Source organism: Nocardioides agariphilus, from assembly GCF_015352445.1.
Lineage (GTDB): Bacteria > Actinomycetota > Actinomycetes > Propionibacteriales > Nocardioidaceae > Nocardioides > Nocardioides agariphilus.
Genome location: NZ_JADKPO010000010.1, coordinates 84,827 through 111,305, shown reverse-complemented (window position 1 = coordinate 111,305; position 26,479 = coordinate 84,827). Strand labels below are relative to the sequence as shown.

The window sequence follows — 26,479 nt, the reverse complement described above, 5'->3', positions numbered from 1 at the left end:
GCCCCCGTGGCCGGCCTCTACCTCTCGGTGGCGACGCGCGCCTTCCGGCGCTACTCGACCTACACCGCGGCGACGCTGGCCGGGATGTTCACCAACTGCGTCTTCGGCATCATCTTGTGCTTCGTCTACCAGGAGCTCTGGAGCCTCAAGCCGCATGCCGGCGGGTACGACGTCAAGGAGGCCATCACCTACGTGTGGCTCGGCCAGGCGATGATCATGACCGTCCTGGTGTGGGGCGGTGGGCCCACCAACGACCTCGCCAACCGGATCCGCACCGGCGACGTCGCCCTGGACCTCTACCGTCCGGTGCCGCTGATCGGCTGGTACGCCGCGCAGGACCTGGGCCGGGCCGCCTACCACCTGCTGGCCCGTGGGATCGGCCCGACGCTTCTCGGGGCGCTGCTGTTCGACATCCGGTGGCCCGGATCCCTCGGCGCTTGGCTGGCGTTCGCCGTCAGCCTCCCGCTGGCCGTGCTGGTCAGCTTCGCGATCCGCTTCCTCGTGGCCAGCACGGCGTTCTGGCTGCTCGACTCCTCGGGCCCGGCCACGGTCGCCTGGATCACCGCCGCCTTCCTCAGTGGTCTCACCGTCCCGCTCGTGCTGTTCCCGGGCTGGACCCGCGACGTGGTGCTGACGCTGCCGTGGGCGACCTTCATCCAGATCCCCGCCGACATCTGGCTGGGCCAACGCAGCGGCTGGCACGCCGTCGAAGGTCTGGTCCTGGGCGCTGCCTGGGCCGGCGTACTGCTGCTGGTGTGTGCCTTCGTACTCCGACGGGCCACAGCCAAGGTGGTGGTGCAAGGTGGCTGAGACGCTCGCCGGTGCCGCGGCTGCCAACGTGCGCGCCTACCGCGACATCGGCCTGATGTGGACGCGGGCCGCCATGGCCTACCCGGCGTCGTTCTGGATGATGGCGTTCAGCGGCTTCGTCGTCGGCGGGCTCGACTTCGTCGGGATCTGGATCATGTTCCACACCGTCGACTCGCTCGGTGAGTGGAACCTGCGCGAGATCGCGTTCCTCTACGGCGCCAGCGGCTTCGGTCTGGCGTTCGCCGACATGCTCGTCGGACGCGTCGAGCGCCTCGGCGACCTGATCCGCACGGGCCGTCTCGACGCGATGTTCCTCAAGCCGTTGCCCCTCCTGCTGCAGGTGTGCGCCGACGAGTTCGCCCTGCGGCGCCTGTCGCGGATCCTGCAGAGCGTGGTCGTGCTCGGCGTCGCCTGCACCTTCGTGGCCTGGTCGCCGGTCAAGGTCCTGGTGACGCTCTCGATGATCGCGTCCAGCTCGGTGATCTACCTGGCGATCTTCGTCGCGTTCGCGTGCATCCAGTTCTGGACGATCGACGCCAACGAGGTCGCCAACGCCTTCACCTACGGCGGCAACGCGGTCACGCAGTACCCGCTGAGCATCTACCCTCGCGAGGTCGTGACCGGGCTGACGCTCGTGGTGCCGCTCGCGTTCGTGAACTGGTACCCAGCGCTCTACGTGATCGGCAAACCGGATCCCTACGGATTCCCGGACTGGCTGCGGTTCGCATCGCCGCTCGCCGCCGTGGTGCTGATGGCACTGGCTCTGCTGGTCTGGCGGACCGGCGTTCGCCACTACACCTCGACAGGAAGCTGATGACCTCGACGAGCTCGGCCGACGGCAGCCTGATCCAGGTCCGCGACCTCCACCGCACGTTCACGGTGCGCCGCAAGACCAGCCGGTTCCGAGGCGTGCGCGACGAGGTCGTCGCGGTGCACGACCTGACCTTCTCGGTCGAGGTGGGCGAGATGGTCGGCTACATCGGCCCCAACGGCGCGGGCAAGTCGACGACCATCAAGATGCTGACCGGGATCCTGGTGCCGACCGATGGCTCGCTGAGCGTCGCCGGCCTGGACCCCAGCAGGCAGCGCACCGAGCTGGCCCGGCACCTCGGCGTCGTCTTCGGACAGCGCACGACCCTGTGGTGGGACCTGCCGCTGCGCGACTCGTTCGCGGTGCTGCAGAAGATCTACCGGACCTCCCCCGAGCGGCACCGCGCCAACCTCGCCGAGTACGTCGAGCTGCTCGACCTCGGCGACCTGCTCGACACCCCCGTGCGCCAGCTCAGCCTGGGCCAGCGGATGCGCGGCGACATCGTCGCGGCCCTCCTGCACGACCCCGAGATCCTCTTCCTCGACGAGCCGACCATCGGGCTCGACGTGATCAGCAAAGGCCGCCTGCGGGAGTTCCTGCGCACCCTCAACGCCGAGCGGCGGACCACCCTGATGCTCACCACCCACGACCTGCAGGACATCGAGGCCCTCTGCGACCGCGTGATCGTGATCGACCACGGCACCGCGGTCTTCGACGGCCCGCTCGCCGACCTGCACACCCAGGGTGGCTCCACGCGCACCCTCGTCGTCGACCTCGTCGACGAGGCCCCCGCCATCTCCGTGCCCGGAGCCGTCACCCGCCGCGTCGAGGGCCCGCGTCAGTGGCTCTCCTTCCCCGCCGACGCCAGTGCCGCACCGATCGTCGCCGCCGTCGCCGCGGCGTACGACGTCGCGGACCTCTCCATCCAAGAACCCGACATCGAGGACGTCATCCGAGAGATATATCAGCGGTGAGCGATGGATCCGTCCGGGTCATAGCGCGCAGACATGCGAGCGGAGCGAGCCAAGATCACGTGATCAGGCAGCTCTGCGGACGGTGACCACAGGTTCCGTCTGCGCGCGTCCCTTGGTCTGCACGACGACGCGCAGACATGCGAGCGGAGCGAGCCAAGATCACGTGATCAGGCAGCTCTACGGACGGTAACCACAGGTTCCGTCTGCGCGCGTCCCTTGGTCTGCACGACGATCGAACGAGCGAAGCGATGTGAGGAGGAGGAAGACCAAGGGTCATAGCACGCAGACATGCGAGCGGAGCGAGCCAAATGGCACCGTGCCGCGATCACCCGACAACCAGATCGTTTGATGCGGCCCAGGCCGAGATGTCGCGGCGTTCGATGGCGGCGGCCATCAGGTCGGGGAAGAGGTCGGGGGTGCAGGCGAACGCGGGGATGCCGATGCCGGCCAGGGCGGCCGCGTGCTCGGCGTCGTAGGCCGGCCGTCCGGAGTCGCTCAACGCCAGCAGCGCCACCATCGTCACGCCGGAGTCGGCGAGCGACGCCGAGCGCCGCAGCATCTCCTCGGCGATGCCGCCCTCGAACAGGTCGCTGATCAGGACCAGCACGGTGTCGGCGGGACGCTCGACGAGAGACTCGCAGTAGGCCAGGGCGCGGTTGATGTCCGTACCTCCCCCGAGCTGCACCCCGAACAGCACGTCGACCGGGTCCTCGATCTCGTCGGTCAGGTCGACCACCTCGGTGTCGAAGACCACCAGCCGCGTGCGCACCGACCTCAGCGAGGCGAGCACCGCTCCGAACACGCTGGAGAACACCACCGACTCGGCCATCGAGCCGGACTGGTCGATGCACAAGATGATGTCGCGCTCGACCTGATGCGTGCGGCGGGCGTACCCGACGAGCCGCTCGGGTACGACGGTGCGGTGCTCGGGCTGGTAGTGCCGCAGGTTGGCCGCGATCGTGCGCCGCCAGTCCACGTCGCGCAGCTTGGGCCGGCTGGTGCGCGCCGACCGGTCGAGCGCGCCGGTCACGGCCTGAACCGTGCGCGACCGGAGTCGCTCCTCGAGCTGGTCGGTGACGGCGCGCACGACCTGGCGCGCAGTCTCACGCGACCGCTCGGGGATCGCGCGACCCAGTCCGACGAGGGTCGTGACCATGGCGACGTCGGGCACCACCGACCGCATCATCTCGGGCTCGAGCAGCAGCTGTCGCAACCCGAGCCGCTCCATGGCGTCGACCTGCATCACCTGCACCACGCTGGTCGGGAAGTAGCCGCGGATGTCACCGAGCCAGCGCGAGACCCTGGGCGCGGACCCGCCGAGCCCGGCCCGACGCTCCCCGTCGTAGAGCGCCTCGAGCGCGGCATCACGCTTCTGGTCGTCACCGCTGAGGCCCGAGCCGCGGCCCGCCTCCGCCGACCCGAGCTGCTCCTCGACCTGGCTGCCGAGCACCAGCCGCCAGCGGGTGAGCCGGTCGCGCGACGCGTCGTCCTCGCGCGCATCCTCAGTCACGCGTCACCCCCCACCCCAGCAGGGCAGCGACGCGCTCGACGGCCGGCATCGCCAGCTCCAGGTCGTAGGCGCTCTCCTCTGCTCGAACCGGACCCGAGCCGCCACTGAGGCGGCGTACCTGCTCGGCGATCGAGCGGCGCTCGGGCGGCTGGTGGCGCGAGAACGTGCGGCGCAGCAGCGGCAGCAGGTCCTCGAAGACGTGCTCGGCGATGCCGGCCACCCAGGCATCGACGATCGGCAGCAGCGCCGGGTCGTGGATCAGCAGCACGGACTCGCCGGCGAGGAACCCGTCCAGCCACGCCGCGCCGTCGGCGGCAGGGGCGCCGACGGAGAGCCTTCGGCTCATCCGCGCCGCTGCATCTGACTGGTCGAGGCGACCGGCGTCGAGCAGCAGGCGGTCGACCCGGCCGGCGACCGAGCCGTGCACACCGTCGCGCGCGGCCACCGCCACCAGCCCCGCGGTCCAGCGCTCTCGCAGCTGCTCGTCGTCGAGCAGCGACACCCCGCGGTCGGCGCCCTCGATGCCCGTGCGTACGGCGCTCGCGGCGTCGTCGTCGAGCGCGTTGCAGGCTGCGGGCAGGCCAACTGCGGCTCGCACGACCAGCGCCCTGAGCACCGACGCCACTCCGGCGACGTCTACGCCGCGCACGTCGCCGTAGCGGATCGTGCGAGCCAGCGGCTCGACCGCGTTGAGCATCGCGAGCACGTCGTGCTGCTGAGCCGTGCGCTCCTCGAGGCTCGCGACGACCGGCACCAGACCATCGGGCAGATCGGCCACCAGGCAGGCTCCGACCAGCCGGGCCAATGTGGCCAGGTCCTCGGACCTCTCCGCCTGCTCGGCGACCTTGGCCGACGCAGCACTCTGGATGGTCGTGCCGTACAGCCCCGCCTCGATCACCGACACGGCCAGCTCCGGCCTCCACTCGAGGTCCCAGGCCTCCTTGAACGTGCCGGTCGTGCCGCCGGCATCGGCCCCCGCCCCCCAGTCGACCCCGAGCAATCGCAGCCGGTGCAGCAGCACCGAGCGCGCGAGCTGGCCGGGTCGACGCAGGTCGAGCACCACCATCTGGCTGCTGGCCTCGGGCTTGAGGCGGACGGAGCGCTGCTGGCGCGCCAGGTCAGCGGCCAGCGGCACCATCGGCGCCCCGTCGGGGACGGCGCCCAGCTCGTGTCCGACGACCAGCGAGTCGTGGACCAGTCGCAGGGGCACACGCGACCCCTCGCACAACACGGACTCCGCGGCGTCATCGAGCTCGGAGAGTCCCACCGAGGGCCGACCGCGGACGGCCGCCAGGGTCGTGGCCAGCCGCGATGCCTCGACGATCGATGCGGTCGACGCGTCGAGCTGCTGGCCGCGTAGCTCGCGCGCGACCCGCACCAGCCAGGTCGTCGCCAGGGAGTCGTCGGGCGATCCGGGGTCCTCGTCACGGCTCCAGTGGTCGAAGAGATGCTGGTACCAGCCTGGTGAGGTCACCCCGGCGCCGTACCCGCTGCTCAGCGCCAGCCGTCCGGAGGTCCACGGCGCCCAGGTCGCGGCGACCTTGGTGCGTGGCAGGTTCTTGAGCAGGTCGGTGTCGCGGGCCACGGGAGGGTACGTCGCGGGGTCGAGCGCCGGCGCATGGTAGGCCCCGCACACGAAGGCGACCCGCTCGAAGCCCTCCTTGAGTGCCGTGCGTACGGCGCGACGCATCGCGGCCTCGCGCCGGGCGTTCTCGACCACGTCGCCGTCGTCGGGCGGTCGGTCATCGGTCTCACGCACGGCGGCCATCGCCTCGCTCACTGCAGCGAAGCGCTCGAGCGAGGACGAGCTGCGGTGCTCGACGGCGTCCTCCCACCACCGCTCGGGGTCGTCGTAGCCGGCCGCTGCGGCCAGCAGCCCGATCGGGTCGGGGCGCGGGCCGTGACCGGGTGCGGTCTGGTCCCCCTCGGGCGGATCAGCGAGCTGGTGGGTCACCGGCAGGTCGGCGAACCGGACCGGTACGTCGTGCGCCAGCGCCCAGCGCACCGCGACCCACTCGGGCGAGAAGGAGGCCAGCGGGTAGAACAGCGAGCGCCTCGGCTCGTCGACGGCGTACACCAGCCCCGCGACGGGCGGTCGCATCTCCGGGTCGCCGAGCAGGCCGACGACCTGGTCCAGCTCGGGTGCCCCCTCCACGAGCACCAGGTCAGGACCCAGCTCGTCGAGCGCGTGCGCCACCGACCGGGCCGAGCCGGGCCCGTGATGGCGGATGCCGAGTGGCCACACCGACTGCTGGACGGGCATGGGTCAGCCGAGCTCGCGGCACGCCCGGTAGAGGTCGTTCCACTCGCGCCGGTCGCGGACCACCGTCTCGAGGTACTCCTGCCAGACGATGCGGTCCTGCACGGGGTCCTTCACGACTGCCCCGAGCAGCCCTGCGGCCACATCGGCGGCCCGGACCGTGCCGTCCCCGAAGTGGGCGGCCAGTGCCACGCCGTTGGTCAGCACCGAGATCGCCTCGGCAGTCGACAACGTCGCGGTGGGCGACTTGACGGTGGTGCGCCGGTCGGTCGTGACACCGCTGCGCAGCTCGCGGAAGACCTGCACCACTCGCTGCACCTCGGAGAGCGACTCGAGATCAGGGGGCAGCGACAGGCTCGCGCCGATCGCCGAGACCCGGCCGCGCACGATCTCGACCTCCTCCTCCAACGTGTCCGGCAGCGGCAGCACGACGGTGTTGACGCGCCGCCGCAGGGCGGACGAGAGCTCGTTGACGCCCTTGTCGCGGTTGTTGGCGGTGGCGATCACGTTGAAGCCGGGCTTGGCCTGGACCTGCTCGTCGAGCTCGGGAACCGACAGGCTCTTCTCGGAGAGGATGGAGATCAGCGCGTCCTGCACGTCGGCGGGGATGCGGGTCAGCTCCTCGACCCGGACCAGCGCGCCGGTCTCCATCGCGCGCATCACCGGGCTCGGCACCATCGCCGCACGGCTGGGGCCATCGGCCAGCAGGCGCGCGTAGTTCCACCCGTAGCGGAGCGCCTCCTCGGCGGTGCCGGCCGTGCCCTGCACGACCAGGGTCGAGGACCCGCTGATGGCGGCAGCGAGGTGCTCGCCCAACCAGGTCTTGGCCGTACCCGGCACCCCGAGCAGGAGCAGTGCACGGTCGGTGGCGAGCGTCGCGATCGCGATCTCGACGAGCCGGCGCGACCCGATGTACTTCGGCTCGATGGCCGTGCCGTCGGGCAGCTGTCCGCCGAGCACGTAGAGCGACACCGCCCACGGGGACAGCCGCCAGCTGGGCGGACGCGGCCGGTCGTCAGCGACGTCGAGTGCGGCCAGCTCGGCGGCGTACTGCTGCTCCGCATGCGCCCGGAGTACGTCGGGGCTGGTCGCGGTGGACGGGTCGCTCATCGGAGGGCCTCGCTGATCGATCGGTGGAGGGAGTGGTACTGGAGCACGTCGCGCAGGGCGGTGTGCAGCTGCCTGTCGTCACCCTGCTTCATGGTGCGCTCGACGGCCGGCATCGAGTCGGGGTGGAGCGCGACCGGCAGGGTGTCGCGGAGCATCCGGACGGCATGGCCTGCGTCCTTCTCGCGACCCATGGCGGCGAGCACCGCGCTGCTCGTGCGCGGGCCCCATGGCCGCGGCAGCTGCTGGACCTCGTGCGCCGTCGTCACCAGCGACCTGTGGCCCAGGCGAGCCGCCATCCGCTCGTCGCGCTCGACCTCGGGCAGCACCGCCATCAGCCGCGTGTCGTGCCGGAGGTCGAGCAGTGCCCGCGCCCACTCGACGTTGCCGCGACCGGCCGCAGCATCGCTCAAGGCGATCACGAGCGACTCCTCGAAGCCCTTGAGCAGCGAGACGACCTTGGCCGGGCCGCCTCCCACGATCTCGGTCCACACACTCAAGGGGGCACCCCTGACGACCTGGTCGCGCCAGCGGGCGCGCTTCGACCCCTGCCCGCGCAGCTCCACGAGTCCGTCGCGGACCGCCGCAGGGTCGGGATCGTCAGGCAGGAGGATGTCGAGGCGCTTGCGCAGACCTCCGGAGTACGTCAGCAGGGGGCGAAGCCGCTCACCCATCCGCGCAGCACGGGCAGACCCGGGCAGCCGGTCAAGCAGTCGCTGGGCCTCCTCCCGCACCGCCTTGGCCCGGTCGTCGAGGCACCGTTCCAAGAACGGCTCGTCGTCGGGTCCGAGCCCGACGACCAGTCGAGAGACGGCAGCCGCGCGGTCCTGCGCACCGTCGGTGTCCCAGGTCTCGGCGATACGAGCCCGAATGCCGTCGGGTCCCTCCCGCCGCTCCGGCCCGGCCCCCAGCCACCGCCAGTCCGGGTTCCGCACGGCCAGCCAGGCACCGCGCTCCCCCACGGCCCCGGCGATGGCGAGACGTACGGCCGACGGGCGGGCACCGCCCACCTCCAAGAGCGCGGGCAGCAGGCGTGGGGGCACCACCCGGTCGACCTTCGCAGCCGCTTCGAGCCAGTGGACCAGCAGCAGGTCACGCGCGGCAGCACCCACAGGCACCTGCGTCAGCAGCAGCTCCAGGATCTGCACAGCCGGCGACGGGGCGGGCGCCAAGGTCTCCTCCGGCGCGGGCTCGTCCACCTCCGGTTCGTGCACCGCCACCGCACCCGCGCGGCGTACGGCGTCACCCAGGGCGGCGGCCTCGAGCAGGCCCTGCTCACGGCCGGTGCGAGGAGCGGAGAAGGCTGCCAGCTCGGCGGGGAGGGCGGGGACCTCCCGGCGCGCGGTGCCGACCAGGGCGGCCGCGCGCACGGTCTCCCACCACTGCTCGACGCCCGGCGCGCTCACAAGGCGACCAGCCGGTCGTCGACGCGCAAGGTCAGCGGCCGGAACCGCCCGCCCGACAGCTCCCCGAAAACGTCTGCCGGGTGGCCGCCGGTGATCGCGAGGAGCGGCCAGAGCGAGGTGTCGTCGTCCACCAGGTCGAGTCGGTGTCCGGTGCGGTCGACGACGCAGGGCCGGTCCCCGGCCATCGCAGCGATGTCCGCCAGGACGACGGGGACATGGTCGATCCACGGCGTGCCGGCCAGCCGCTCGGCACGCGACGCCTGGGCTGCCTGGACGGCAACCGGGTCAGGCAGCACTGAGTCGGACCTGGTCACGACGGGGTCCTCGGCGAACAGGGCCCGACGCGGCGTCGTGCCCGGGTATCGACTGACCGTTGCCGACACGACGGTGCCCGCCAGCTGGGGCGTCGCCATCGGGGTCGGCCCGGCCGCGAAGTCGAGTACCACCAGCAGCTCTCCACTCGCCTCGTCGCGCAGCCAGGTGCGCTGCTGGCGGAGCCTGCCATCGTCGGTGCGGTGCCCGCCGAGGACCAAGAAGGTGCCCGAGAGGCTGTCGGCCGCCCTCACCTCCGCCGTCGGCTGCGCCCACCCGAGGTAGGCGCGGAGGTCGGCCATCGCGTCGGCATCGAGCGAGTCGCGGATCGTCCAGGCCCGGGTGGCGGTCCACCACCGTCCACAGGCGGCCAGCAGGTGGTCTGCCCAGTCGCCGCGACGGTGCACCTCCGAGCCCATGTCGCGCACCTGCTGCGCCAGCCCGGGCAGCTGGGCGTCGACCAGGCGCGCGGCAGCCGTGTCCCACCAGGAGTAGGGCTGCTGCCTCGCTGCCGCCGTCCCTGCCCGGACGAGGTCGAGCAGCCAGCGTCCGAAGTCGTCGAGCCCGGCGGTCATCAGGGCAAGTCGCTCGTCGAGGCGCTTGGCCCGGGCCACCGGGTCGGGGGATCTCTCCTCGCTCGCCTTGCGGGTCTCGGTGCGCTCGGCGCGGGCAGCGCGCTCTTCGACCCACTCCTGTGCGAACCCGGCCGCCTTGCCGACCTCGGCGACGTCACCCGAGCCCCTGACCCACAGCAGCAGCAGCGCCAGCGCGTGCTTGCACGGGAACTTCCTGCTGGGGCACGAGCACCGGTATGCGGGCCCGGCGAGGTCCACGCTGACCTGGTAGGGCGACTTGCCGCTCCCCTGGCACTTGCCCCACACCAGGATGTCCGTGCTCCCGGTCTCCGACCACAGTGCCGGGTTGAGCAGCTTGCGGGCAGCCGTCATCGAGGAGTCGTCCGGCGCGACCTTCGTCACCTGCGCCTCGGTCCAGCGGGCCATCGCGGCCCTATCCAAACATCCCTGCCGGCGTACTCCCGTGCGTTTGACGGGTCTCTCGGCGACTTTGACCCGTCAACTGCACGGGAGTACACCGCTAGAGCGGCGCCTTGAGGGTCGCGGAGATGGGCAGACGTACGCCCGCGAGGTCGACCTCGAAGCCGCCTTCGGCGAGCCAGGAGGCGGTGACGGGCTCGTCGCGGCGGAGGTAGGCCAGGCCGACGCAGGAGCCGACGGTGGCGCCGTACGCCGCGCTGGTGACCTGGCCGACCGGCTCGCCGTGGCGGAGCACCAGCTCGCCGCCCCACAGCATGGCCTCCGGGTCCGCGACGACGAACGAGACGAGGCGGCGCCGTGGACCGGGCCGGCGGAGGCGCTCGCGGCGCTCCTCCAGGGCCGCGCGGCCCAAGAAGTCCTGGGGGCGTCCGTGCCGGTCGAGCCTGTCGAGACCCGTGGCGAACAGCAGCCCGGCCTCGATCGGCGTGTAGTCGGGGGTCAGCTCCCGGCCGAAGGCGCGGAATCCCTTCTCCAGACGCAGCGACTCGATGGCCGAGTAGCCCGCATCGGCGAGCCCGAGCGCGGCGCCGTGCTGGTGCAGCGCGTCGTACACCCCCACCGCGTCGTCGTTGCGGACCAGCAGCTCCCAGCCGAGCTCGCCGACATAGGTCATCCGCGTACCGCGGACCCGGGCGCCGGCGAGACGGAACGTCTGGCTCGTCGCGAAGCCGAACCCGTCCTCCGAGAGGTCTGCGTCGGTGAGTCGGCCCAGCAGCTCACGGGAGCGCGGACCCATCACGCCCAGCACGGCGAAGTCACCCGACAGGTCGTCGACATGCACCTCGGCGCCGTCCTCGACGTGCTCCTCGAGCCACGCCAGGTCGCGGACGGTCGTCGCGGCACTCGAGACGACCAGGAACTCGTCGTCCGCTGTCCTGGTCACCGTCACGTCCGACTCGTAACTGCCCCTCTCGTTGAGCCATGGTGTGTAGACGGCCTGGCCCACAGCCACGTCCACGTCGTTCGCGCAGATCCGCTGGAGCGTGCTCAACGCGCCTGCGCCGCTGACGGCGTACTTGCTGAACGAGGTCTGGTCGAAGACCGCGACAGCCGTGCGGCAGGCGACCTGCTCGGCGTTGCTCTGCTCGACCCACGCCGGCTTCGACCAGCTGTAGTCGAGCGGCGGGCCGAAGTAGAGCGGTCGCTCCCAGCCGTTCCGCGTGCCGAAGGTCGCCCCCGCGGCGGTGGTCCGCTCGTGGAGCGGGGAGAGCCGCACGTCGCGTGCGGTCTCGGGCTCGCGGTTGGGCCACGGCACGGCGTAGTGGAGGCCGAGGATCTCAGCGACCCGGCTCCGCAGCCAGGTCTCGTCGGAGGCGTACGGCGAGAAGCGGCGTACGTCGACGCTCGTCAGGTCCATCGACGGGGCGCCCTCGACGATCCACTCGGCGAGGGCGCGACCGGCACCGCCTGCGCTCGCGATGCCGACGGAGTTGAAGCCTGCCCCGACGAAGTACCCGCGCAGGCCGGGCGCCTCACCGAGCAGGAACTGGTTGTCGGGCGTGAAGCTCTCGGGTCCGTTGTAGAACTTCCGGACGCCGGTGTGCTCGAGGGCCGGGATCCGCTCGAGGGCCGAGTCCATCAGCACCGAGAAGTGCTCCCAGTCCTCCTCCAGCAGCTGGAACTCGAAGGGGTACGGGATCTGCGAAGGGGACACCCACGGCTTGGCGACGGGCTCGAACCCGCCCACGACGAGCCCGCCCACCTCCTCCTTGACGTAGATGTAGCCGTCGGGGTCGCGCAGGATCGGCAGGTCCGGATGCACGCCGTCGACCTGGTCGGTGACGACGTAGAAGTGCTCGGCTGAGTGCAGCGGCACGGTCACACCGACCTGGTCGCCCAGCGCCTTGGCCCACTGGCCCGCGCAGTTGACGACGACGTCCGCCCGGATGTCGCCGGCGTCGGTGCGCACGCCAGTCACCCGACGCCCACGGGCGGTCTCCTCGATGTCGACGCCAAGCACGCGCACGTGCTCGCGGATACGCACCCCGGCCGACCGGGCTCCCTTGGCCAGGGCGAGGGTCAGGTCGGTCGGGTTCGCCCGGCCGTCCTGGGGAAGCCAGATCGCGCCCCGCAGGTCGTCGATCGCGATGGCCGGCCACTTCTCCTGGGCCTGCTCGGGCGTGAGCATCTCGGCTTCCAGGTCGAAGGCAGCAGCAGTCGCGACCGTGCGCCTCAGCTGCACCATCCGGTCCTCGGTGCGCGCCACGATCAGGCCGCCGCACTGCCGGTACCCGGTCGAGAGTCCCGTCTCGGCCTCGAGTCCTGCATAGAGCTCGGTCGAGTACTGCACCAGCTTGGTGCCACTCTCGCTGGCACGCAGCAGCCCCACCAGGCCGGCGGCATGCCAGGTCGTGCCGCACGACAAGGTGCCCTGCTCCAGCAGCACGACGTCGGTCCAGCCGAGCTTGGCCAGGTGGTAGGCCGTCGAGCAGCCGATCACCCCGCCGCCGATGATCACGACCTGCGCGCGGTCCGCGAGGCCGGTCGAGCCCTCACTCATCAGAGGCCTCGACAAGCTCGACCGGCGAGGGTTCGGCCACCCTGTCGAGCAGGACTTCGAAGCCGTCGCTGGTGAACCGGCGCGCGGCCTTCTCGAACCTCTCCATGCCCCAGCCGTGGAAGTCGAAGTCGAGAGGGCTGGTAGCCGACTGGATGAAGCCCCACAGCGCCCAGCCGTACTCCGAGCACAGCGACTGCGCGTCGACCCGGGCGCGCAGCGCGGGATCGGGATCCTCCCCTGCCCAGGCGGCGACCAGCTCGTCGATCTGCTCGCGCGCAAGGTCGCACTCGGTAGCCGTGTTGCCGAGCTCGAAGGCGGGGTCGTTGTTGCCGGAGTACTCGTAGTCGATGAGCCACACCTGCTCACCGTCGTCGATGTAGTTGCCGGCGAGCAGGTCGTTGTTGCAGGGCACCGTGACCGCGGGACGTGCGGCGAGCGCGCGGCGTACGCGATCCCACTGCGGCGCGAACGCGTCGTACTCGTCCGGCAGCGCGAACCCGTGCTGGCGCACCAGCGCCAGGTACCCGGCCTGCCGCGTGAACATGTCGAAGTCGTTGACGAACCTCGGCCCTGCCTGGAGACGACGGATCGCATCGGCCGCCCGGGCGATGACGCCGGGTCCGCAGATCGTCTCGTTGGTCAGCGCGCCCCCCGGCAGGAACGTGATGACCAGCATGCCCAGGTCAGGCCGGTAGTCCACGACCTGCGCGCCGACGCCGGCCTCCGCGGCCGACCGGGTGTTCGCATGCTCTGCGTCGCGGTCGATGCCGAGGAGCCCGGCGTCGCTCTGGGTGAGCCTGACGACGTAGTCCCCTGTACTCGTCGTCACGCGCACGTTCCGGTTGGTCAGCCCGCCCGGCAGGTCCACGACGGTGCGCGGACCTGCCAGGACGGGGACCTGGTCGAGCAGGCTCTCGACGTCGTCCGTCACTCGATCGAGTCGAGGACGGCCTGGTCGACCGTCTGCTTGGGACCGGTGAACCAGTTCTTGGCAGAGACGTTCCACCAGATGACCAGTGCGATCAGGGCACCGACGGTGACGATCGGGGCGTAGTTGACGAACTTCCACGAGAAGTCGTCGCTGAACGGCACCGCTCCGGGCACGAACGGCATCATCAGGTAGAGGGAGACGATGATGATCTCGGCCACCGCGATGGGGTTCATCCACCTGTACTTGGCCCCGTTGTTCCACGAGCCGACCTCGAACTTCTCGCCGTGGGTGAAGCGCAGCCAGATCGGGATCGCGAAGGCCAGGTAGAGGCCGATCACCGCGATCGAGGTGACGGCGTAGAACGCGATCGGGATGATCAGCGGTGCGTCCGCGGTGCCGATGTTCACCTCGATGAGCGCCGGCAGGGTCACGATCGCCGCCCAGACGGCCACGAACATCACCGCGTTGGCCGGCGTGCGGTTGGCGTTCAGCGCCGCCCACCGCTTCGAGCCCGGGATGGCCCCGTCCCGGCTGAAGGCGTAGGTCATCCGCGAGGCCGACGTCATGCACGAGGTCGCGCAGAAGAACTGCGCCGACGCCGAGATGAACAGCACGAAGCCGCCCCAGTTGGTGCCCATCGCGGTGTTGAAGATGTACGCCACGCCGCCCGCACCGACTCCGGCGTTGTCCGGGTTCCCGCTGCCGTCGTTCGGGATCGCGAAGACCACGCAGAGCAGCAGGATGTAGCCGCCGACCACGGAGTAGAGGATCGAGCGCCAGATGCCCTTGGCCGCGGCCTTGGACGCCGACGCGGTCTCCTCGGACAGGTGGGCCGAGGCGTCGAACCCGGTGATCGTGTACTGGGTCAGCAGGAAGCCGAAGGGCACGATCGCGAACCAGAACGCGAAGTTGTTCGTTGCGCCGTCGCTGAATCCCGAGTTGTTGAAGCGCTCGGTGAAGACGTAGCTGAACGACTGGTGCTGGTCGGGGATGAAGATCAGGATCAGCACGATGACGCTCGCGCCGACGACGTGCCACCACACCGAGACGTTGTTCATGATCGCCATCAGGTGGCTGCTGAAGATGTTCAGCACGGCGGCGCCGGCGAGCACCAGCAGGAAGATCCAGAAGACCCGCTGCAGTGAGTAGCCGTCGGCCCAGCCGGTCGACCAGGTGCTGATGGTGAGGTCGATGAATGTCGCGCAGCCGTAGGACACACCGGCGGTCACCGCGATCAGGCCGATGAGGTTCAGCCATCCGGTGAAGAAGCCGGCACGGGGCCCGCCCAGCTTGGCCGCCCACCAGTAGATGCCACCGGATGTCGGGTAGGCCGAGACGAGCTCGGACATGGTGAACCCGATGATCAGGATGAAGACACCGAGGATCGGCCACGACCACGAGATCGAGATCGGGCCGCCGTTGTTGAATCCGGCCCCGAAGTTGGTGAAGCAGCCGGCGAGGATCGAGATGATCGAGAACGAGATCGCGAAGTTGGAGAATCCTGACCACGAGCGGTGCAGGTCCTGGCTGTAGCCGAGCTTGGCGAGGTGTTTCTCGTCCTCGGTCAGCACCCGGGCATCCGGGTGATCGAGCGGTTCGTGGGCTTCTGGCATCGGGCACCTTCTCTGCGCGCACAAGACGGACGGACCGAGACGTTGGGAGGCTAGACCTGCGGTCCTCTGCTTGTGAAGATCCCCGGGCAAGTTCCGGCGAATTGGTATGAACTCAGACCTTTACCCACTGTCGCATGCTTCGGCGTAGTGCCAGACTCGCCCCGTGCTGCCCTCGCCGGGGGCCGGTCCCACGACCGGTCACGACCTCACCGAGGCCGTCTTGCGTCCGGCTCGCGGCTATCACGCGTTCGAGGCCTGCGTCGAGCAGCTGGCCGCGACGATCCGCCTCGGCGTCTACCCCTTGGGAAGCACCCTGCCCAGCGAGCGCGAGCTCTCCGAGCGGCTCAAGGTGTCCCGCTCGACCTTGCGCGAGGCGATGGCCGCGCTGCGGGAGGCCGGCCTCGTCGAGACGCGGCGTGGTCGCGGCGGGGGCACGGTCGTCACGTTGAAGCCGCGCACGCCGTCTGCCCGCGCCGCCGCCCGCATCACCGAGGGCAAGCGCCAGGACTGGCTGGACTCCCTGGTGTTCCGTCGCATCGTCGAGCCGGGAGCAGCGAGCCTGGCTGCCCGGGCCACGCTCGACGAGGGCGCGCTTGCCCAGCTGGACGAGGCACACGAGGACGTGGCACGCGCCCGACGGCCCGCGGAACACCGGCAGGCCGACTCCCGCTTCCACCTCACGATCGCCGCCCTCACCGGCTCTCATCGGATGGTCGAGGCCGTCACCAGTGTCCAGGCGACGCTGCACGAGATGCTGCTGGCGATCCCGGTGCTGGAGGCCAACATCCACCACTCCGACCGACAGCACGCCTCGCTCGTGCGGGCGATCAGGAGGGGGAACCACGACCGTGCTCGCGCGGTCATGGAGGAGCACTGCGACGACACCGCCGCGCTGTTGCGCGGCCTGCTGGGCTAGGAGAGAGATGACCCCACCCAACGACCGCTTCCTGACGCTCGAGCGACTCCGCCGGATGATCGACGAAGACGACATCGACACCGTGATCATGGCCTTCACCGACATGCAGGGGCGACTGCAGGGCAAGAGGTTGCACGGCCGCTACTTCCTCGACGTCGCGCTCGAAAGCGGCACCGAGGGCTGCAACTACCTGCTGGCCGTCGACATCGACATGAACACCGTCGGCGGCTACGCCATCTCGTCGTGGGAGCGCGGGTACGGCGACTTCGAGTTCGTGCCGGACTGGGCGACCCTGCGGCAGCTGACCCACCACCCGAAGACCGCCATGGTGCAGTGCGACCTGGTGTGGCTCGACCACGCCCCGGTGCTCCAGTCCCCGCGCACGGTGCTCAAGCACCAGCTCGAGCGCGTCGCCGGCAGAGGCCTGGTCGCGCTCGCCGGTACGGAGCTGGAGTTCATCGCCTTCGACACCTCCTACGAGGAGGCGCACGACCTCGGCTGGCGCGACCTCACGCCCGCCAACCAGTACAACATCGACTACTCCATCCTCGGCACCAGTCGCGTCGAGCCACTGCTGCGCGACATCCGCAACCACATGTACGCCGCCGGGCTGGATGTCGAGGGCGCCAAGGGTGAGTGCAACCTCGGCCAGCACGAGATCGGCTTCCTCTACGCCGACGCCCTGACGACCGCCGACAACCACAGCGTCTACAAGACCGCCGCCAAGGAGATAGCCGCCCAACGCGGGCAGTCGATCACCTTCATGGCCAAGTACAACCAGCGTGAGGGCAACTCCTGCCACATCCACCTCTCCCTGCGCGGCGAGAACGGCGACGTGGTCTTCTGGGAAGACGGCAAGCGCACCCCGCTCTACGACCAGTTCATCGCCGGCGTGCTCGCGACCTTGGAGGACTTCACGCTCCTCTACGCGCCCAACATCAACTCTTACAAGCGCTTCGCCGCCGGCTCCTTCGCCCCCACCGCCGTGGCGTGGGGTCTGGACAACCGCAGTTGCGCGGTCCGGCTCGTCGGCCACGGCAAGAGTGCCCGGATGGAGAACCGGCTGCCCGGCGGAGACGTCAACCCCTACCTCGCACTTGCCGCGATGCTCGCGGGCGGACTGCACGGCATCGAGAACGAGCTGCCACTCGAGGACGCTCTCGTCGGCAACGCCTACGAGTCCGACAAGCCGCACGTCCCGCACACCCTGCGCCACGCTCGCGACCGGTTCGCGGCGTCCGATGTCGCCCGTTCGGCGTTCGGCGACGAGGTCGTCGACCACTACGTCAACATGGCCGACGTCGAGCTCGCGGCCTTCGACGCGCACGTGACGGACTGGGAGCTGGCCCGCACCTTCGAGCGGATGTGACATGACGACACTGATCAACCCGACGACCGGAGCCGCACTGCGGGAGGTCCCGTCCGCGTCTCTCGACGACACCGACACAGCCATCGAGCGGGCCCAGGAGGCGTTCGTCTCCTGGCGAGCGCTCGCGCCGGGCGAGCGTGCGCGGCTGCTCCGCTCGTTCGCCGCGATCGTCGACGCCCACAACGAGGAGCTGGCCAGGCTCGAGGTCGAGAACTCCGGCCACACCATCGGCAACGCCCGCTGGGAGGCCGGCAACGTCCGCGACTGCCTCAACTACTACTCGGCCGCACCCGAGCGGCTGTTCGGCCGACAGATCCCGGTCGCCGGCGGCGTCGACGTGACGTTCCGCGAGCCGCTGGGTGTCGTGGGGATCATCGTGCCCTGGAACTTCCCGATGCCCATCGCCGGCTGGGGTTTCGCACCCGCGCTGGCCGCCGGCAACACGGTCGTGCTCAAGCCAGCCGAGATCACGCCGCTCACCGCCATGCGGATCGCTGAGCTCGCGATCGAGGCCGGGATCCCCCAGGGCGTCTTCACCGTGCTGCCCGGCCAGGGCTCCGTCGTGGGCCAGCGCTTCGTGAGCCACCCGCTCGTGCGCAAGGTGTGCTTCACCGGCTCGACCGAGGTCGGCAAGCAGATCATGGCCGGCTGTGCCGACCAGGTGAAGCGGGTGACGCTCGAGCTCGGCGGCAAGAGCGCCAACGTCGTCTTCGCCGACGCCGACATCGCCAAGGCGGCTGCCACGGCGCCGTACGCCGTGTTCGACAACGCCGGTCAGGACTGCTGCGCCCGCTCGCGGATCCTGGTCGAGCGTTCGGCGTACGACGAGTTCGTCGGCCGTCTGGAGACGGCCGTCCAGCAGATGAAGGTCGTCGACCCCTCGCTCGACGAGAGCGAGATGGGACCGATGGTCTCGGCCCGGCAGCGCGACGCCGTGCAGGGCTACATCGACGGCGCGACGATCGCCTTCCAGGGCACCTCGCCCGGGGGCGACGGGTTCTGGCTGCCGCCGACGGTGGTCGAGTCGAAGGCCACCGACGAGCCGGTCTGGCGCGAGGAGGTCTTCGGGCCAGTCGTGGCCGTGATGGCCTTCGACGACGAGGAGCAGGCGGTCGCGCTGGCCAACGACACCGAGTACGGGCTGTCCGGCTCGATCTACACCCGCGACCTCGGGCGGGCCCTGCGCGTCTCGCGGGCGATCGAGTCCGGCAACCTCAGCGTGAACTCCCACTCGAGCGTCCGCTACTGGACGCCGTTCGGCGGGTTCAAGCAGTCGGGCCTCGGACGCGAGCTCGGCCCCGACGCCCCCAACGCCTTCACCGAGGAGAAGAACGTCTTCTTCAGCGATGACTGACCGTCGGTCGAGCTTGTCGAGACCCAGGAACTGAAAGAGGAACAGATGGCAGGACGTATCGAGGGCAAGGTTGCCGTCGTCACCGGAGGCTGCTCCGGGATCGGGCTGGCGACCTCACGCCGCTTCGTCGAGGAGGGCGCGAAGGTCGTCATCGGCGACATCAACACCGACCGGGGCGCCGAGGTCGTCGACGAGCTCGGCGGGCCGGACGTGGCGACCTTCGTGCAGGTCGACGTCACCGACAAGGACCAGGTCGACGCGCTGTTCAAGACGGCCAAGGACACCTATGGCTCGGTCGACATCGCCTTCAACAACGCCGGCATCAGCCCGCCGCAGGACGACTCCATCCTCGACACCGACCTCGACGCGTGGGACCTCGTGCAGCGCGTCAACCTCACCAGCGTCTACCTGTGCTGCAAGGCGGCCCTGCCCTACATGCTCGAGCAGAAGTCCGGCTCGATCATCAACACCGCTTCCTTCGTGGCAGTGATGGGCGCGGCCACCTCCCAGATCTCCTACTCCGCCTCCAAGGGCGGCGTCTTGTCGATGACGCGCGAGCTCGGCGTGCAGTTCGCGCGCGAAGGCATCAGGGTCAACGCGCTCTGCCCCGGACCCGTGAACACTCCCCTGCTCAAGGAGCTGTTCGCCAAGGACGCGGAGCGCGCGGCGCGACGGCTCGTGCACGTCCCGATGGGGCGCTTCGGCGAGCCGGAGGAGATGGCGAACGCCGTGCTGTTCCTGGCCTCCGACGAGTCGTCGTTCATGACGGCCAGCACCTTCCTCGTCGACGGTGGGATCTCCGGGGCCTATGTCACTCCACTCTGACCCCGGCGCCCCGGGCACCCGCCCCGTCATCGGGCTGAGCACCTATCGCGAGGAGGCCGCCTGGGGCGTGTGGCGCCAGCGCGCCGACGTGCTGCACGCCGAGTACGCCGATGCGATCGTCGCCGCAGGCGGTGTTCCCGTCCTGCTCCCGCCCGCGTCCGGTTCGTTGGCGTCGGCTCGCGCCGTCGTCTCGCGGCTCGACGGCCTGGTCATCTCGGGCGGTGCCGACGTGGACCCCTTGAGGTACGGCGACGAGCCGCACGAGCGCACGACGGCGTGGCGCGAGGACCGCGACGCGTGGGAGCTCGCCCTGCTGTCGGCCGCCGACGAGATCCAGCTTCCCGTGCTGGGCGTGTGCCGGGGCATGCAGCTGATGGCCGTGGCAGCCGGCGGAGCGCTCGACCAGCACACCCCCGACGTCGTCGGTCACGAGGAGCACTCCCCCGGCGCCGACGTGTTCGGGCGGCTGAAGGTCCGCACGCTCGAGGGATCGCGCGTGCGCGACGCCGAGGGCGAGTCGGTGGAGGCACTGTGCCACCACCACCAGTCGGTGCGCTCCCACCCCGGGTTCCGGGCCACGGCGTGGTCACCCGACGAGATCGTGGAGGCCATGGAGGCGCCGGGCGACCGGTTCTACATGGGCGTCCAGTGGCACCCGGAGATGGGTCGCGACATCGCCTTGTTCAGCGCGTTGGTGGACGCCGCTTCCTCGGGTCGTGTGCCCCAAGGAGCGCTCTAGCGCTCCCTCAGGCACACGACCCAGCCGGCGCTCGGTTCATCGGCACGAGCGAGCGACACAATGTCGGCATGCTTCGCCAGGCCTTGCGCAGGGACTTGCCGATCGTGGTCGACATCTGGGTCGACGCCTTCGGGAGCGACCCGTTCTTCCGCTGGATCGCACCCGACGAGGCCGACTGGCGCGCCTTCGGTCCAGGTTGGATGACCTTGGTGAGCGACCTGTGCTTCGAGCGCGGTCACACCTATCTCGGCGGCGACGTAGCCATCGCGTGGATCCCGCCCGACATCACCCTGGCCGGGCCGGACGCCTTCGAGCGGGGGCGATCGCTCATCGCCTCCCACGCAGGAGAGGAGGTTGCCGACCTGGCACTCGCCGCCATCGTCGACTCCCGGACCTACGAGCCGGAGGCCCCCCACTGGACGCTGCAGTACGTCGGCATCCGCGGCCGCGCGACTGGTCGCGGTCTCGGCGCGGCCGCACTGGCCCCGCAGCTGGCGGCAGCCGACCGTGACGGCCTCCCCTGCGCGCTGACCTCCACCAACGGACGCAACGTCAGCTTCTACGAGCGGCACGGATTCAGCGTCGTCGCCGAGGTGGCGACCCCTCGCGACGAAGCCGTGCTGCGGCCGATGCAGCGGTCGCCGCGAGGCCTGCTCTGAATCGTGGCGCCCCGGCGGCAGACTGGGGACATGAGCCGTCGAGACGAGACCGCACCCGTCGACGAGCTCCTCGGGCCGCCGTACACGGCCGAGACGATTGCCTTCGCCGACGACGACCAGGGTCCGGTCGTCACCACCCTGGTGCGCCGTGCCGCCGGATCTGCGACGTCGAAGGCCGTCGTCTACGTCCATGGCTTCAACGACTACTTCTTCAACAAGGAGTACGCCGACTGGTGGGTGGCTCGCGGCTACGACTTCTACGCGATCGACCTGCGTCGCTACGGCAGGAGCCTGCGCGAGTGGCAGACGCCCAACTTCGTCACCGACATCCGCGAGTACTTCGACGACCTCGACGCGGCCTGGGCCCGGATCACCGAGCGCGACGCCCACGACCACGTGGTCGCGACGGCCCACTCGACCGGCGGGCTGACCCTGGCGCTGTGGGCGGACGAGGGGGCGCCGCATCTCGCGGGCGTCGCGCTCAACGCCCCCTGGCTCGACATGCGCGGCTCCCTCTGGCTGCGCACCGCCGCTACGGTCCTGGTCAAGCAGCTGGGCGGGCGCCAGCCGATGCGCGAGATCCGGCGTGAGATCACGACGATCTACGGCGAGAGCCTGCACCGCGACCATGCCGGTGAGTGGGACTACGACCTCAAGCTCAAGACCCTCGAGTCGTGGCCGGTGTACGCCGGATGGCTGCGAGCCATTCGCAACGCCCACGCCGAGGTGCACGCCGGCCTCGACATCGACTGCCCGGTGCTCGTGCAGAGCTCGGGCGCCACTGTCGACGTCCGGGCGCTGGGCGAGGAGGTGCACGGCAACGACATCGTGGTCGACGTCGCCCAGATCCGGCGTTGGTCCACCGCGCTCGGCCGACATGTCACCTACACCGGCATCGACGGCGCCATGCACGACGTCTTCCTCTCGCGTCCCCCCATCCGCGCGCGTGCGTACAGCGAGCTCGGACGTTGGCTGGATGCCTACGTCGACCACCCGTGAAGCACTACGTCCTGCTCGACCACGACGGCGTGCTCGTGGACACCGAGCTCTAGTACTTCAGAGCCGGCCAGCGCGCCCTGGCCGACATCGGTCTGACCCTGGACCAGGAGCAGTACGGTCTGGCCTCCGCCGTGGCGGCGGGCATCGACTGCGCAATCGTCCGTCACGAGTTCACCCGGACGCAGGACTTCTCCCGGGCGAGGCATCGGATCGAGGCCCTGACGGACCTGAAGGACATCGTTCGCGGCGCGGAGTGACGCTCAGGGCCAGAGCAGGGTGACCAGGGCGGTGAGGCCGACCGCGACGATGACACCCCGCAAGACGGTGGCCGGCAGTCGTCGCCCCACGGTCGCACCGAGCTGACCACCGATCACCGAACCGACGGCGATCAGCCCGGCGACCGCCCAGTCGACATCGGCGACCGCGATGAACACCACGGCGGCAACGGTGTTGACCACCAGTGAGAGCGCGTTCTTGGTGGCGTTGTGCCGCTGCAGGGTGTCGACCACCCCGATCCCCAGCACCGCCACGAGCAGCACGCCCTGCGCGGCGCCGAAGTAGCCGCCGTACACGCCCAGCAGCAGGATCGCCGGCCACAGCCACGCCGCGCCGTGGTCGGGCAGCCCGCCGCGGTCCTCGGCTCGCGCCGCGACCCAGCGCTGGACCCGCGGCCCGATGATGACCAGCAGCACGCCGAGCCCGACCAGCGCCGGGACGATGGCGTCGAAGGCCTCGCTGGGCAGCCACAGCAACAACCCGGCGCCGACGGCCGCACCGATCAACGACGCCGAGGACAGCCGCACCACCCGGGAGCGCTGCCCGGCGAGCTCGGCTCGGTATCCCAGGACGCCCGACAACGTGCCGGGCACCAAGCCGATGGTGTTGGACACGTTGGCGGTCACCGGGGGTACGCCGAAGGCCAGCAGCGTCGGGAAGGTGATCAGCGTGCCCGACCCGACGACGGCGTTGATGCCGCCCGCGGCGACCCCTGCGAGCAGGATCGCCACGATCTCGAACGGGGTCACTGGCGACCTTCGCCGGGCGAGCTGCGAGCTTGCGAGCCTCGGGACTGCGTCACTGGGCAGGCGGCGCCGGCGGCGGTGGTGGCTGCTCCGGGGACTCGCTGTCGACGATGTCGCCCGGCGCAGGAGTCGAGCCCGGGTGCGCGGCGTGCTCTGCCTCGGCGATGGCCTCCTCGACGGCCTTGTTGGTGCCGGCCAGCTCGCGGTCAGCGCCGGTGGCGAGCCGCTCTTCGGAGCCGTAGTCGGCCACCCGGTGGCGCACGCCCTCGGACTTGAGCGGGATGCCGGCGACCTCGTGAACCGCGGAGCCCAGCCCCTCGAGAGCCTTGGTGATCTCGCTGGGGATCACCCACACCTTGTTGGCGTCGCCCTCCGCGATCTTCGGCAGCATCTGGAGGTACTGGTAGGCCAGCAGTGACTGGTCGGGCTGTCCGTCGTGGATCGCCTGGAACACGTTGGTGATGGCCTGCGCCTCGCCTTGGGCCCGCAGGATCGCCGACTCCCGGTTGGCCTGGGCTCGGAGGATCACCGACTCGCGGTCGCCCTCGGCGTTGAGGATCATGGACTGCTTGTTGCCCTCGGCGGTGAGGATCGCGGCCTGCCGCTGGCCCTCGGCGGTCAGGATGACGGCGCGCTTCTCACGGTCGGCGCGCATCTGCTTCTCCATCGAGTCCTTGATCGACGGCGGCGGGTCGATGCCCTTGAGCTCGACCCGGTTGACGCGGATGCCCCACTTCCCGGTGGCCTCGTCGAGCACGCCGCGAAGGCCGGAGTTGATCTGGTCACGACTGGTCAGCGTCTCCTCGAGGTCCATGCCACCCACGATGTTGCGCAGGGTGGTCATGGTGAGCTGCTCGATGGCCTGGATGTAGTTGGCGATCTCGTAGGTCGCTGCGATCGGGTCGGTCACCTGGAAGTAGATGACGGTGTCGATCGAGACCACCAGGTTGTCCTCGGTGATCACCGGCTGCGGCGGGAAGCTGACCACCTGCTCGCGCAGGTCGATGAGGTAGCGGACCTTGTCGACGAACGGCACCACGATGTTGAGGCCGGCGTTGAGCGTCTCCTTGTACTTGCCGAAGCGCTCCACGACACCCGCGCGCGCCTGCGGGACGATCCGCACCGTCCTGGCCAGCACCAAGATGACGAACAGGACGAAGACGACGAGAAAGCCCAGCAGGATCGGGTTCATGTGAGGCTCCCTGGTAGCTCGGGGTTCACCGGATGGACGAAGACGGTCGCGCCCTTGATGGCGTAGACCTCCACAGTCTCCCCGGCCTTGATGGTCAACGAGTCGTCGTAGGGCTGGGCCGTCCAGATCTCACCGGCGAGCTTGACCCGTCCGGGCGCCAGGCTGGTGACGTCCTCGGTGACCATGGCCTGGCGACCGACCAGCTTGCCGTGGCCGAGCTGGAGGTCGGGACCGCCGTGCAGCTTCTTGACGAGGTTGGGCCGCACGAGGGCCAGCATCGCGACGGACGCGCCGCCCGCGATGAGGATCTGGAGCACGATCGGGAGGCCGATCCCGGCGGTGATCGCGCCGGTGATCGCGCCCACGGCGAGCATCAGGAGGATCAGGTCGAGGCTGGCGAGCTCCGCCGCGCCCAGAGCGATCGCCAGCGCGAGCCATCCGGCCCACAGGTGGTCTCCCAGCCACTCCATGCGGCAACCCTATCCGGCGGGGGGCTAGGCACGATGGCGTCGGGCGCGGCGCCGGGCGGCGTACCGACCGGCCTCGTGGGTGAGCACGAGTGGCATCCGGAACGTGGCGGTCAGGTTGGCCTCGGTGATCACCTCGTCCATCGGGCCGGCGGCGACCACCTGCCCGTCACGCAGCAGCATGGCGTGGGAGAAGTTGGGCGGGATCTCCTCGACGTGGTGGGAGACCAGCACCGTCGCCGGCGACGACCGGGCACTGGCCAGCAGCGAGAGCGTCGAGACCAGGTCCTCTCGTCCGCCGAGGTCGAGTCCGGCCGCCGGCTCGTCGAGGAGCAGCAGCTCCGGGTCGGTCATCAGCGCGCGCGCGATCTGCACGCGTTTGCGCTCGCCCTCGCTCAACGTCCCGAACGTGCGGTCGCCCAGCCGCTGGGCCCCCACCTCGTGCAGCAGCTCGTCAGCGCGCTCGTAGTCGAGGTCGTCGTAGGTCTCTCGCCAGCGACCCACGATGCCGTAGCCGGCCGACACCACGACGTCGAGCACCTTCTCGTGGCGAGGGATGCGTTCGGCGAGGGCTGCGCTGGTCACGCCGATGCGCGGTCGCAGCTCGAAGACGTCGACGGTGCCGAGCACCTCTCCCAAGATGCCGACCACCCCGTCGGTCGGATGGATCATGGCGGACGCGACCTGGAGCAGCGTCGTCTTGCCGGCGCCGTTGGGACCAAGGATCACCCAGCGATCCGGCTCCTCGACCCGCCAGGAGATCGAGTCGAGCAGAGTGGCCTGTCCCCGCCTCACCGTCACATCGGCGAACTCGAGGACGGCGGCGGACATGCGGCCAACCGTAGCGAAGGCGACGTCCGGCAACGGCGTATCCTCGCCGCCCGTGACCACCACCCCTCACCCGACGACTCTGCCTGCATCCGGGCGACTCGCGTGGTGGGGCACCGCGTGGCTGCGCGGCAAGGTCGTCGCCGACCTGGCCGTGGACGCGATCATCGGGGACGACGCCACGCACCGCGTCGTCGGACACGGCGGCGACCAGAGCCCCGAAGGCCTCGCGACGGCCCTCGGCGGGCTTCGGTCCTCCGGGGTCGAGCACCTCGGCCTCGCCCTGCCCTCCGAGGGTGACCTGGCAGGCCTCGGCGGTCCGCGCGAGCTGAACCACGCCGCCCTGGAGGCCGGAGAGGCCGTCGTGGCCGGCGAGCGCGCACTCGTGCCCCGCCGAGAGGGCGCCGTCATCTTCTGGCTGGAGTACGACGCCCGCCCGCGCCAGCTCGACGACGTCGGCGAGGCCGACCGCCGTCTGCGCCGTGACCTGCTCGCGGCGGCCGAGCGGCTCGCCGCCCTCGACGTGGCCCGCTGGCGGCCCGAGGTCGCCGACGAGCTGATGAACCTGCGCCACACACCCCGGCTCGACGCGCCACCAGGCACACCACCGCGGTGCGTCGAGCTCGCGGCCCGCGCCCTCCAGGCTGCCGCGATCGTCGAGCTCGCCCTCGACGACGACGGCGGCTCGGTGAGCGCCGCGGACGCAACAGCACGACGTACGGCGTTGCGCGACCTCGCCAGAGCCGCGCGGCACGCCCTGGTCGCGGCGTGCTCGCCCGAGGTCTGGCCTCCTGGCTGAGACACCACCGGGGCCGCGCAC

Annotated in this window: 24 protein-coding genes; 11 read left to right on the top strand and 13 right to left on the bottom strand. The window is 70.4% G+C overall.

Features of this window, described 5'->3' with window-relative positions:
- Window positions 1-6: 6 nt before the first annotated feature.
- The 3 genes from ISU10_RS09475 to ISU10_RS09465 are packed head-to-tail and all read left to right on the top strand — an operon-like array spanning window position 7 to window position 2,595.
- Window positions 7-810 (top strand): ABC transporter permease, encoded by an 804-nt coding sequence (locus ISU10_RS09475; RefSeq protein WP_370865059.1) that lies wholly within the window; start codon window positions 7-9, stop codon window positions 808-810.
- Window positions 803-1,624, top strand: coding sequence for an ABC transporter permease (locus ISU10_RS09470; protein WP_370865057.1), 822 nt, complete (start codon window positions 803-805; stop codon window positions 1,622-1,624). The genes ISU10_RS09475 and ISU10_RS09470 overlap by 8 nt, the downstream gene beginning before the upstream one ends.
- Window positions 1,624-2,595, top strand: coding sequence for an ABC transporter ATP-binding protein (locus tag ISU10_RS09465; RefSeq protein WP_194696135.1), 972 nt, complete (start codon window positions 1,624-1,626; stop codon window positions 2,593-2,595). Before ISU10_RS09470 ends, ISU10_RS09465 begins: the two co-directional genes overlap by 1 nt.
- A gap of 325 nt (window positions 2,596-2,920) precedes the next feature.
- On the opposite strand, the gene ISU10_RS09460 is transcribed toward ISU10_RS09465, so the two are convergent.
- The 8 genes from ISU10_RS09460 to ISU10_RS09425 all read right to left on the bottom strand — a co-directional run bounded on the left by ISU10_RS09460 (window position 2,921) and on the right by ISU10_RS09425 (window position 15,289).
- Window positions 2,921-4,105, bottom strand: a complete 1,185-nt coding sequence (locus ISU10_RS09460) for a VWA domain-containing protein (protein WP_194696134.1) — start codon at window positions 4,103-4,105, stop codon at window positions 2,921-2,923.
- Complete coding sequence (locus tag ISU10_RS09455; RefSeq protein ID WP_194696133.1) at window positions 4,098-6,368, bottom strand: DUF5682 family protein; 2,271 nt, start codon at window positions 6,366-6,368, stop codon at window positions 4,098-4,100. Before ISU10_RS09455 ends, ISU10_RS09460 begins: the two co-directional genes overlap by 8 nt.
- A gap of 3 nt (window positions 6,369-6,371) precedes the next feature.
- A complete protein-coding gene (locus ISU10_RS09450) occupies window positions 6,372-7,475 on the bottom strand; it encodes an ATP-binding protein (protein WP_194696132.1) in 1,104 nt (367 codons plus the stop codon).
- Window positions 7,472-8,878: a DUF5691 domain-containing protein gene (locus ISU10_RS09445; protein ID WP_194696131.1), complete on the bottom strand. Its 1,407-nt coding sequence runs from the start codon at window positions 8,876-8,878 to the stop codon at window positions 7,472-7,474. The genes ISU10_RS09450 and ISU10_RS09445 overlap by 4 nt, the downstream gene beginning before the upstream one ends.
- Window positions 8,875-10,191, bottom strand: coding sequence for an SWIM zinc finger family protein (locus ISU10_RS09440; RefSeq protein WP_194696130.1), 1,317 nt, complete (start codon window positions 10,189-10,191; stop codon window positions 8,875-8,877). The genes ISU10_RS09445 and ISU10_RS09440 overlap by 4 nt, the downstream gene beginning before the upstream one ends.
- Window positions 10,192-10,285: 94 nt before the next feature.
- Window positions 10,286-12,745 (bottom strand): GcvT family protein, encoded by a 2,460-nt coding sequence (locus ISU10_RS09435; RefSeq protein ID WP_194696129.1) that lies wholly within the window; start codon window positions 12,743-12,745, stop codon window positions 10,286-10,288.
- Window positions 12,738-13,676 (bottom strand): choline kinase family protein, encoded by a 939-nt coding sequence (locus ISU10_RS09430; protein ID WP_194696128.1) that lies wholly within the window; start codon window positions 13,674-13,676, stop codon window positions 12,738-12,740. The genes ISU10_RS09435 and ISU10_RS09430 overlap by 8 nt, the downstream gene beginning before the upstream one ends.
- Window positions 13,673-15,289 carry an amino acid permease gene (locus ISU10_RS09425; RefSeq protein WP_194696127.1) on the bottom strand — a complete coding sequence of 539 codons (1,617 nt, stop codon included), beginning with the start codon at window positions 15,287-15,289 and terminating at the stop codon, window positions 13,673-13,675. The genes ISU10_RS09430 and ISU10_RS09425 overlap by 4 nt, the downstream gene beginning before the upstream one ends.
- 163 nt (window positions 15,290-15,452) lie before the next feature.
- Between ISU10_RS09425 and ISU10_RS09420 the strand changes: the two genes are divergently transcribed.
- The 7 genes from ISU10_RS09420 (at window position 15,453) to ISU10_RS09390 (ending at window position 22,150) form a co-directional block, all read left to right on the top strand.
- Window positions 15,453-16,205, top strand: coding sequence for a FadR/GntR family transcriptional regulator (locus tag ISU10_RS09420; protein WP_370865056.1), 753 nt, complete (start codon window positions 15,453-15,455; stop codon window positions 16,203-16,205).
- Between the two features lie 7 nt (window positions 16,206-16,212).
- Window positions 16,213-17,574 (top strand): glutamine synthetase family protein, encoded by a 1,362-nt coding sequence (locus tag ISU10_RS09415; RefSeq protein ID WP_194696126.1) that lies wholly within the window; start codon window positions 16,213-16,215, stop codon window positions 17,572-17,574.
- 1 nt (window position 17,575) lies between these two features.
- Window positions 17,576-18,928, top strand: a complete 1,353-nt coding sequence (locus ISU10_RS09410; RefSeq protein ID WP_194696125.1) for an aldehyde dehydrogenase family protein — start codon at window positions 17,576-17,578, stop codon at window positions 18,926-18,928.
- A gap of 45 nt (window positions 18,929-18,973) precedes the next feature.
- Window positions 18,974-19,753, top strand: coding sequence for a 3-oxoacyl-ACP reductase (locus tag ISU10_RS09405; protein ID WP_194696124.1), 780 nt, complete (start codon window positions 18,974-18,976; stop codon window positions 19,751-19,753).
- Complete coding sequence (locus ISU10_RS09400; protein WP_194696123.1) at window positions 19,737-20,492, top strand: gamma-glutamyl-gamma-aminobutyrate hydrolase family protein; 756 nt, start codon at window positions 19,737-19,739, stop codon at window positions 20,490-20,492. Before ISU10_RS09405 ends, ISU10_RS09400 begins: the two co-directional genes overlap by 17 nt.
- 68 nt (window positions 20,493-20,560) lie before the next feature.
- Window positions 20,561-21,151 carry a GNAT family N-acetyltransferase gene (locus tag ISU10_RS09395; RefSeq protein ID WP_194696122.1) on the top strand — a complete coding sequence of 197 codons (591 nt, stop codon included), beginning with the start codon at window positions 20,561-20,563 and terminating at the stop codon, window positions 21,149-21,151.
- 30 nt (window positions 21,152-21,181) lie between these two features.
- Window positions 21,182-22,150, top strand: coding sequence for an alpha/beta hydrolase (locus ISU10_RS09390; RefSeq protein ID WP_194696121.1), 969 nt, complete (start codon window positions 21,182-21,184; stop codon window positions 22,148-22,150).
- Here the strand turns inward: ISU10_RS09390 and ISU10_RS09385 are convergent.
- The 5 genes from ISU10_RS09385 to ISU10_RS09365 all read right to left on the bottom strand — a co-directional run bounded on the left by ISU10_RS09385 (window position 22,132) and on the right by ISU10_RS09365 (window position 25,662).
- Entirely contained in the window at window positions 22,132-22,317 is a 186-nt protein-coding gene (locus tag ISU10_RS09385) for a hypothetical protein (RefSeq protein ID WP_194696120.1), read from the bottom strand. The two genes, ISU10_RS09390 and ISU10_RS09385, sit on opposite strands and share 19 nt — an antisense overlap.
- 93 nt (window positions 22,318-22,410) lie before the next feature.
- Window positions 22,411-23,175, bottom strand: a complete 765-nt coding sequence (locus tag ISU10_RS09380) for a sulfite exporter TauE/SafE family protein (protein ID WP_194696119.1) — start codon at window positions 23,173-23,175, stop codon at window positions 22,411-22,413.
- Window positions 23,176-23,224: 49 nt separating this feature from the next.
- Complete coding sequence (locus ISU10_RS09375) at window positions 23,225-24,364, bottom strand: SPFH domain-containing protein (protein ID WP_194696118.1); 1,140 nt, start codon at window positions 24,362-24,364, stop codon at window positions 23,225-23,227.
- Complete coding sequence (locus ISU10_RS09370) at window positions 24,361-24,834, bottom strand: NfeD family protein (protein ID WP_194696117.1); 474 nt, start codon at window positions 24,832-24,834, stop codon at window positions 24,361-24,363. Before ISU10_RS09370 ends, ISU10_RS09375 begins: the two co-directional genes overlap by 4 nt.
- 24 nt (window positions 24,835-24,858) lie before the next feature.
- Complete coding sequence (locus ISU10_RS09365; protein WP_194696116.1) at window positions 24,859-25,662, bottom strand: ABC transporter ATP-binding protein; 804 nt, start codon at window positions 25,660-25,662, stop codon at window positions 24,859-24,861.
- A gap of 52 nt (window positions 25,663-25,714) precedes the next feature.
- Between ISU10_RS09365 and ISU10_RS09360 the strand changes: the two genes are divergently transcribed.
- Window positions 25,715-26,458: an Rv1486c family protein gene (locus tag ISU10_RS09360; RefSeq protein WP_194696115.1), complete on the top strand. Its 744-nt coding sequence runs from the start codon at window positions 25,715-25,717 to the stop codon at window positions 26,456-26,458.
- The last annotated feature ends 21 nt before the right edge of the window (window positions 26,459-26,479 follow it).

Coding starts and splice junctions, on each gene's coding strand:
- ISU10_RS09395 (WP_194696122.1), top strand. CDS start 20,561: ATGCTTCGCCAGGCCTTGCGCAGGGACTTGCCGATCGTGGTCGACATC.
- ISU10_RS09405 (WP_194696124.1), top strand. CDS start 18,974: ATGGCAGGACGTATCGAGGGCAAGGTTGCCGTCGTCACCGGAGGCTGC.
- ISU10_RS09455 (WP_194696133.1), bottom strand. CDS start 6,368: ATGCCCGTCCAGCAGTCGGTGTGGCCACTCGGCATCCGCCATCACGGG.
- ISU10_RS09390 (WP_194696121.1), top strand. CDS start 21,182: ATGAGCCGTCGAGACGAGACCGCACCCGTCGACGAGCTCCTCGGGCCG.
- ISU10_RS09365 (WP_194696116.1), bottom strand. CDS start 25,662: ATGTCCGCCGCCGTCCTCGAGTTCGCCGATGTGACGGTGAGGCGGGGA.
- ISU10_RS09375 (WP_194696118.1), bottom strand. CDS start 24,364: ATGAACCCGATCCTGCTGGGCTTTCTCGTCGTCTTCGTCCTGTTCGTC.
- ISU10_RS09370 (WP_194696117.1), bottom strand. CDS start 24,834: ATGGAGTGGCTGGGAGACCACCTGTGGGCCGGATGGCTCGCGCTGGCG.
- ISU10_RS09435 (WP_194696129.1), bottom strand. CDS start 12,745: ATGAGTGAGGGCTCGACCGGCCTCGCGGACCGCGCGCAGGTCGTGATC.
- ISU10_RS09450 (WP_194696132.1), bottom strand. CDS start 7,475: ATGAGCGACCCGTCCACCGCGACCAGCCCCGACGTACTCCGGGCGCAT.
- ISU10_RS09425 (WP_194696127.1), bottom strand. CDS start 15,289: ATGCCAGAAGCCCACGAACCGCTCGATCACCCGGATGCCCGGGTGCTG.
- ISU10_RS09465 (WP_194696135.1), top strand. CDS start 1,624: ATGACCTCGACGAGCTCGGCCGACGGCAGCCTGATCCAGGTCCGCGAC.
- ISU10_RS09410 (WP_194696125.1), top strand. CDS start 17,576: ATGACGACACTGATCAACCCGACGACCGGAGCCGCACTGCGGGAGGTC.
- ISU10_RS09400 (WP_194696123.1), top strand. CDS start 19,737: ATGTCACTCCACTCTGACCCCGGCGCCCCGGGCACCCGCCCCGTCATC.
- ISU10_RS09440 (WP_194696130.1), bottom strand. CDS start 10,191: ATGGCCCGCTGGACCGAGGCGCAGGTGACGAAGGTCGCGCCGGACGAC.
- ISU10_RS09415 (WP_194696126.1), top strand. CDS start 16,213: ATGACCCCACCCAACGACCGCTTCCTGACGCTCGAGCGACTCCGCCGG.